At 72.7% G+C, this 6,847-nt stretch carries 8 protein-coding genes; all 8 read left to right on the forward strand.

The genetic code is table 11. The annotated features are described in order from the left end of the window. Positions 1–11 precede the first annotated feature (11 nt). Positions 12–368 (forward strand): hypothetical protein, encoded by a 357-nt coding sequence (locus ACIQGV_RS27850; protein WP_402498870.1) that lies wholly within the window; start codon positions 12–14, stop codon positions 366–368. Positions 369–541: 173 nt separating this feature from the next. Then, the gene (gene aroC, locus ACIQGV_RS27855) at positions 542–1,726 is read left to right on the forward strand and encodes a chorismate synthase (protein WP_402498872.1); all 1,185 of its coding nucleotides are present in this window, start codon (positions 542–544) and stop codon (positions 1,724–1,726) included. Continuing rightward, positions 1,723–2,238: a shikimate kinase gene (locus ACIQGV_RS27860; RefSeq protein ID WP_402498875.1), complete on the forward strand. Its 516-nt coding sequence runs from the start codon at positions 1,723–1,725 to the stop codon at positions 2,236–2,238. Before aroC ends, ACIQGV_RS27860 begins: the two co-directional genes overlap by 4 nt. Further along, positions 2,235–3,317: a 3-dehydroquinate synthase gene (gene aroB, locus ACIQGV_RS27865; protein WP_402498877.1), complete on the forward strand. Its 1,083-nt coding sequence runs from the start codon at positions 2,235–2,237 to the stop codon at positions 3,315–3,317. Before ACIQGV_RS27860 ends, aroB begins: the two co-directional genes overlap by 4 nt. A gap of 151 nt (positions 3,318–3,468) precedes the next feature. Beyond that, positions 3,469–4,275, forward strand: a complete 807-nt coding sequence (locus tag ACIQGV_RS27870; protein WP_402498879.1) for a Pro-rich N-terminal domain-containing protein — start codon at positions 3,469–3,471, stop codon at positions 4,273–4,275. Positions 4,276–4,432: 157 nt separating this feature from the next. Then, positions 4,433–5,539 carry an aminopeptidase P family protein gene (locus tag ACIQGV_RS27875; RefSeq protein WP_402498881.1) on the forward strand — a complete coding sequence of 369 codons (1,107 nt, stop codon included), beginning with the start codon at positions 4,433–4,435 and terminating at the stop codon, positions 5,537–5,539. A 59-nt stretch (positions 5,540–5,598) separates the two neighbouring features. Further along, complete coding sequence (efp, locus tag ACIQGV_RS27880) at positions 5,599–6,165, forward strand: elongation factor P (RefSeq protein ID WP_402498883.1); 567 nt, start codon at positions 5,599–5,601, stop codon at positions 6,163–6,165. 2 nt (positions 6,166–6,167) lie between these two features. Further along, positions 6,168–6,596 carry a transcription antitermination factor NusB gene (gene nusB, locus ACIQGV_RS27885; protein ID WP_402498885.1) on the forward strand — a complete coding sequence of 143 codons (429 nt, stop codon included), beginning with the start codon at positions 6,168–6,170 and terminating at the stop codon, positions 6,594–6,596. Positions 6,597–6,847: the final 251 nt, after the last annotated feature.

A 6,847-nucleotide genomic window follows, 5' to 3' on the forward strand; every position in this document is an offset into this window, starting at 1 on the left:
GGAGGGGAGACATGTCCGTGGGTGTGCCGCTGGCGTCCGGCAAGAGCGAGATATTCGAGGCGCTGCTGAAGTTCATGCCCGACTGGGTGCAGATCACCGTGCTGGCGCTGGTGATCCTGGCTGTCCTCGCCTCCTGGGCCGTCAAGCTGAAGCGCAGGATCGACCGCCGCCGCGCCCTGCGCTCGGGCGCTCCCGTCCCGGTCCCCGCGCAGCGCAGCGGTGCCGACCACCTGGGCCCGTACGCCCCGCAGGCCCAGGCTCCTCAGCCGCAGTCCCCGCAGGCCCCGGCTCCGCAGGGACAGCCGAGCGGCGCGGATTTCCTGGGCTCCTACGCGCCCCCGCAGACCCGCCAGGACGGCACGGCCTGATCTCCGCCGCCGTCCACGAACCGTCCGCCTGATGGACCGGCGGCCGGGGGAAGGCCGCGGACATGGGAGGATCGGAGGTGGCGGGCCCCAGGCCGCGCACCTGGCCCCGCCGTCTGCGAACGCGCACACGCGTACGCAGGGCAGTACCGGGGCGCGAGCACTGAGGAGCACCGTTGAGCAGGTTGCGCTGGCTGACCGCGGGGGAGTCCCACGGTCCCGCACTCGTGGCGACGCTGGAGGGCCTTCCCGCCGGCGTGCCGATCACCACGGAGATGGTGGCGGACCACCTGGCCCGGCGCCGGCTCGGTTATGGACGCGGTGCCCGGATGAAGTTCGAGCGGGACGAGGTCACCTTCCTCGGCGGCGTCCGGCACGGCCTCACCCTCGGCTCCCCGGTCGCGGTCATGGTCGGCAACACCGAGTGGCCCAAGTGGGAGCAGGTCATGGCGGCCGACCCGGTCGACCCGGCCGAGCTCGCCCAGCTGGCCCGCAACGCGCCGCTGACCCGGCCCCGCCCCGGCCACGCGGACCTCGCGGGCATGCAGAAGTACGGCTTCGACGAGGCCCGCCCGATCCTGGAGCGCGCCTCCGCCCGGGAGACCGCGGCCCGGGTCGCGCTCGGCGCCGTCGCCCGCTCCTACCTCAAGGAGACGGCCGGCATCGAGATCGTCTCGCACGTCGTCGAGCTGTGCTCCGTGAAGGCGCCGCAGGGCACCTACCCGACCCCGGCCGACGTGGAGAAGCTGGACGCCGACCCGCTGCGCTGCCTGGACGCCGACACCTCGAAGGCGATGGTCGCCGAGGTCGACCAGGCGCACAAGGACGGCGACACCCTCGGCGGCGTCGTCGAGGTCCTCGCCTACGGCGTCCCCGTGGGTCTCGGCTCGCACGTCCACTGGGACCGCAAGCTGGACGCCCGCCTGGCCGGCGCCCTCATGGGCATCCAGGCGATCAAGGGCGTCGAGATCGGCGACGGCTTCGAGCTGGCCCGTGTGCCCGGCTCCAAGGCCCACGACGAGATCGTGAACACCCCCGAGGGCATCAAGCGCGTCTCCGGCCGGGCGGGCGGCACCGAGGGCGGCCTGTCCACCGGTGAGCTGCTGCGGGTGCGGGCCGCGATGAAGCCGATCGCGACCGTGCCGCGCGCCCTGCAGACGGTCGACGTCCAGACGGGCGAGCCGGCCCAGGCCCACCACCAGCGCTCCGACGTCTCCGCGGTCCCGGCCGCCGGCATCGTCGCCGAGGCCATGGTCGCCCTCGTCCTCGCGGACGCGGTGGCGGAGAAGTTCGGCGGCGACAGCGTGGCCGAGACCCGTCGCAACGTCACCTCGTACCTCGACAACCTGCACATCCGATGACCGGTCCGCTGGTCGTCCTGGTCGGCCCGATGGGCGTGGGCAAGTCCACCGTCGGGCAGCTGCTCGCCGAGCGCCTCGGCGTGGGCTACCGGGACACCGACGACGACATCGTCGCCGCGCGGGGCCGCGAGATCTCCGACATCTTCGTCGAGGAGGGCGAGCCCGCCTTCCGCGCCCTGGAGAAGCAGGCCGTGGCCGACGCGCTCGCCGGGCACGAGGGCGTCCTCGCGCTCGGCGGCGGCGCCGTCCTCGACGCGGACACCCGCGCGCTGCTGGCCGGCCACCCCGTCGTCTACCTCTCCATGGACGTCGAGGAGGCGGTCCGGCGCACCGGGCTGAACGTGGCCCGGCCGCTGCTCGCGGTGAACCCGCGCAAGCAGTGGCGCGAGCTGATGGAGGCACGGCGGCACCTGTACGAGGAGGTCGCCACGGCGGTCGTCGCGACCGACGGCCGTACGCCGCAAGAGGTCACCCGGGCCGCCCTGGACGCACTGGAGTTGAAGGAAGCATGAGCGAGACGGTCACGACGATCCATGTCGGCGGCAGCGACCCGTACGACGTGCTGGTGGGCCGTCAGCTCCTGGGCGAGCTGGCCGGGCTGATCGGCCCGAAGGCCAAGCGGGTCGCGGTCGTCCACCCCGAGGCGCTGGCCGAGACCGGGGACGCGCTCTGCGCCGACCTCGCGGAGCAGGGCTACGAGGCGGTCGCGATCCAGGTGCCCAACGCGGAGGAGGCCAAGACCGCCGAGGTCGCCGCCTACTGCTGGAAGGCGCTCGGCCAGTCCGGCTTCACCCGCACCGACGTCGTCGTCGGTGTCGGAGGCGGCGCCACCACGGACCTCGCCGGTTTCGTGGCCGCCACCTGGCTGCGCGGGGTCCGCTGGATCGCCGTCCCCACCACGGTCCTGGCGATGGTCGACGCGGCCGTCGGCGGCAAGACCGGCATCAACACCGCCGAGGGCAAGAACCTCGTCGGGGCCTTCCACCCCCCGGCCGGCGTCCTGTGCGACCTGGCGGCGCTGGACTCGCTCCCGGCCAACGACTACGTCTCCGGACTCGCGGAGATCATCAAGGCCGGTTTCATCGCCGACCCGGTGATCCTGGACCTGATCGAGGCCGACCCCGAAGCCGCCCGTACCCCGGCCGGCCCGCACACCGCGGAGCTGATCGAGCGCTCCATCAAGGTCAAGGCGGACGTGGTCTCCTCCGATCTGAAGGAGTCGGGCCTGCGGGAGATCCTCAACTACGGTCACACGCTCGCCCACGCCATCGAGAAGAACGAGCGCTACAAGTGGCGTCACGGCGCCGCCGTCTCCGTCGGCATGCACTTCGCCGCCGAACTCGGCCGTGTGGCGGGCCGGCTGGACGACGCGACGGCCGACCGCCACCGCACGATCCTGGAAGCGGTCGGGCTGCCCCTGCACTACCGCTACGACCAGTGGCCCAAGCTGCTGGAGGCCATGAAGGTCGACAAGAAGTCCCGCGGCGACCTGCTGCGCTTCATCGTGCTGGACGGTCTGGCCAGACCCACCGTCCTGGAGGGCCCGGACCCCGCCGTACTGCTCGCCGCGTACGGCGAAGTGGGCCAGTAAGCGCCCTTCGCCCGATTCGCCTTCCGCCTCGGGCACTTCGGACCGCCCCCGGCCGTTCACCAAAGGACGGCCGGGGGCGGTACCGTTCGGTAGGGAGCGGGTCCGCCCCGCCGCAACCGCCAATTGCCTGTACGAGACGGAGTGGCACCGGATGCAGCACGCAGTGGGGTCTCCGCTGCCGCCGCCCCACCAGCCGGGGCACGGACCGGCCGCCGGCTGGTCGCCGGCCGCACAACACCAGGGCCAACCGGTCCCCCCGGCGCCGGGCTTCACCGCGCCGCCCCCGGGACAGATGCCTCCGCCCCCGACGGACGTCACCGGTCATGTCACCCTGCCGCCCGGCGGCCCGGTGCCCGTGCCCGGCCCACCGCCTCCGGCCACCAGCGCGCCCGACCCCCTCGCCACCACCATGGCCGTGCTGCTCATCGGCCCCGCGGGGGCCGGCAAGACCAGCGTCGCCAAGTACTGGGCCGGTCATCGCCGGGTGCCCACGGCCCACATCAGCCTCGACGACGTCCGCGAGTGGGTGCGCTCCGGGTTCGCCGACCCGCAGTCCGGGTGGAACGACCACTCCGAGGCCCAGTACCGCCTCGCCCGCCGCACCTGCGGCTTCGCCGCGCGCAACTTCCTCGCCAACGGCATCTCCTGCATCCTCGACGACGCCGTCTTCCCCGACCGCCCGGTCGTCGGCCTCGGTGGCTGGAAACGCCATGTCGGTCCGGGGCTCCTCCCCGTGGTCCTCCTGCCGGGCCTGGAGATCGTCCTGGAGCGCAACGCCGAACGCTCCGGCAATCGCCGCCTCTCCGACGAGGAGGTCGCCCGCATCCACGGCCGCATGGCCGGCTGGTACGGCTCGGGCCTGCCCATCATCGACAACTCCCAGCTGGACGTCCCCGCCACGGCCCGGGTCCTGGACGAGGTCCTGGCCCGCTCCATAGCGAGCCCGCCCAAGTGGTGACACCTGCCACGCCGTCCGCGAGGGCGGCCGCGCAGGCACGGTGACGGGACGGCCGTCCCCGGCAGAGCGGCCGTCCACCGGCATCGCGGAGACCTCCTCGCGCCCCGGATGGCGCTGCCGACCGGCGACATCCAGCCACCCCTCGTACGCTCGGTTCATGTCCGAGGTGCACGCATTCCGTCGATCGCGGCTCAAAGAACGCTGCAACGCGGCCGGCAGCGCGGCGGCGCTGATCTCCCGCCCGGCCAACGTGCGGTACCTCGCGGGCGCGGCCCCGCAAGGCGCCGTACTCCTGCTCGGAAGACAGGAGGACGTCCTCGTCTGCACCGGCCCCCCGGACGACCGTCCCGCCGACGGCCGCCCCGACGAGTCGCTGCGCACGCATCTGCTCCCCGGCCGGACCGGCGACGCCGCCGTGGCCGCCGCCGACCTCGCGGGAGCGCAGGGCGCGGGCTCCCTCGCCGTCGAGGAGCACCATCTCACCGTCGCCCGGCACAGGGCGATCGGCTCCGTCGCCCCCGGCCTCCGCCTCGCGGACCTCGGCGGCACGGTCGAACAGCTCAGGGTCGTGAAGGACGAGGAGGAGATCTCCTGTCTGCGCATCGGCGCGGAGATCACCGACCAGGCCCTCGGCGAGCTGCTGGAGTCGATCCTCGTCGGCCGCACCGAGCGCCATCTCGCCCTGGAGCTGGAGCGCCGGCTCGTCGACCACGGCGCCGACGGCCCGGCCTTCCCCACCTCCGTCGCCACCGGCCCGAACGCCGGCCGCCGCGGCCACCGCCCCACCGACCGTCGTGTGGAGGAGGGGGACTTCCTCTCGGTCTGCCTGGGCGCGACCTACCGCGGCTACCGCTGCGAGATCGGCCGCACCTTCGTCATCGGCACCACACCGGCGGACTGGCAGATCGAGCTGTACGACCTCGTCTTCGCCGCCCAGCGGGCCGGAAGGGAGTCTCTCGTCCCCGGTGCCACGTACCGGGACGTGGACCGCGCGGCACGCCAGGTACTGGACTCCGCGGGGTACGCGGAGGGCCTTCCTCCGCTCACCGGGCACGGTGTGGGACTCGAAATCGACGAGGACCCTCAGTTGACCCCCGCGGCCATGGGTAAACTGGACGCTTGCGTGCCGGTCACCGTCGAACCGGGGGTCCACCTCCCGGGCCGGGGCGGCGTCCGGATCGATGACACGCTCGTCGTGCGCCCTGAGGCGGACGGCGGACCCGAGCTACTCACCATCACGACCAAGGAGCTGCTCGCGCTCTAGCCTTCGAGCTGTGCGCCTGCCCCGTGGTCGTCCACGTCAGTCCAGGAGATTCCGCAACCGTGGCTTCCACGAACGACCTCAAGAACGGCATGGTGCTCAAGCTCGATGGCGGCCAGCTGTGGTCCGTCGTCGAGTTCCAGCACGTCAAGCCCGGCAAGGGCCCGGCCTTCGTGCGCACCAAGCTCAAGAACGTGCTCTCCGGCAAGGTCGTCGACAAGACCTTCAACGCCGGTGTCAAGGTCGAGACGGCCACTGTCGACAAGCGCGACATGCAGTTCTCGTACATGGACGGCGAGTACTTCGTCTTCATGGACATGGACACGTACGACCAGCTGCACATCGACCGGAAGACCGTCGGCGACGCCGCGAACTTCCTGATCGAGGGCTTCACGGCCGTCGTCGCCCAGCACGAGGGCGAGGTGCTCTTCGTCGAGCTTCCCGCCGCCGTCGAGCTGGTCATCCAGGAGACCGAGCCCGGCGTCCAGGGCGACCGCTCCACCGGTGGCACCAAGCCCGCCACCCTGGAGACCGGCCACCAGATCCAGGTCCCGCTCTTCATCACCACCGGTGAGAAGATCAAGGTCGACACCCGCACCAGCGACTACCTCGGCCGGGTGAACAGCTAACCGTGGCTGCCCGCAACACGGCCCGCAAGCGTGCCTTCCAGATTCTCTTCGAGGGCGACCAGCGCGGCGCCGACGTCCTGACGGTCCTCGCGGACTGGATCCGGCTCTCCCGGACCGACACCCGGCAGCCGCCGGTGAGCGAGTACACGATGCAGCTGGTCGAGGGGTACGCGGAGCACGCGGCCCGGATCGACGAGCTGATCGCCCAGTACTCGGTCGGCTGGACGCTCGACCGGATGCCGGTCGTCGACCGCAACATCCTGCGCCTCGGCGCGTACGAGCTGATCTGGGTCGACGAGACGCCGGACGCGGTCGTGCTGGACGAGATGGTGCAGCTGGCGAAGGAGTTCTCGACGGACGAGTCGCCGGCGTTCGTCAACGGCCTGCTGGGCCGTTTCAAGGAGCTCAAGCCGACACTGCGTCGCGCGTAGCGAGAAGGGGCGCGGGGAACTGCGTGACCGGCCACGGACGGCCCACAGCCGCCCACCGGTCCCGGTCCCCCGCGCCCCTTCGGCGTCCTCGCGCACCACGCCGATCGGCGCACAGCAGGCGAAACACCGCCGGGGGGGGGGGGGCCCCCGCGGGGGCCCCCCCCCCCCCGCCCGGGGGTGGGGGGGGGGGGGGGCGCGCCCGAATACGACGGGGGGGGCCCCGGCGGGGGCGGGGCGGCCGGGGCACCCCC

The sequence above is a fragment of the Streptomyces sp. NPDC093094 genome (genome assembly GCF_044754345.1).
Taxonomy (GTDB): Bacteria; Actinomycetota; Actinomycetes; order Streptomycetales; family Streptomycetaceae; genus Streptomyces.

Excerpts from the sequence above, each read along its gene's own strand:
- ACIQGV_RS27850 (WP_402498870.1), top strand. The coding sequence starts at position 12 with ATGTCCGTGGGTGTGCCGCTGGCGTCCGGCAAGAGCGAGATATTCGAG.
- ACIQGV_RS27860 (WP_402498875.1), top strand. The coding sequence starts at position 1,723 with ATGACCGGTCCGCTGGTCGTCCTGGTCGGCCCGATGGGCGTGGGCAAG.
- aroB (WP_402498877.1), top strand. The coding sequence starts at position 2,235 with ATGAGCGAGACGGTCACGACGATCCATGTCGGCGGCAGCGACCCGTAC.
- ACIQGV_RS27870 (WP_402498879.1), top strand. The coding sequence starts at position 3,469 with ATGCAGCACGCAGTGGGGTCTCCGCTGCCGCCGCCCCACCAGCCGGGG.
- ACIQGV_RS27875 (WP_402498881.1), top strand. The coding sequence starts at position 4,433 with ATGTCCGAGGTGCACGCATTCCGTCGATCGCGGCTCAAAGAACGCTGC.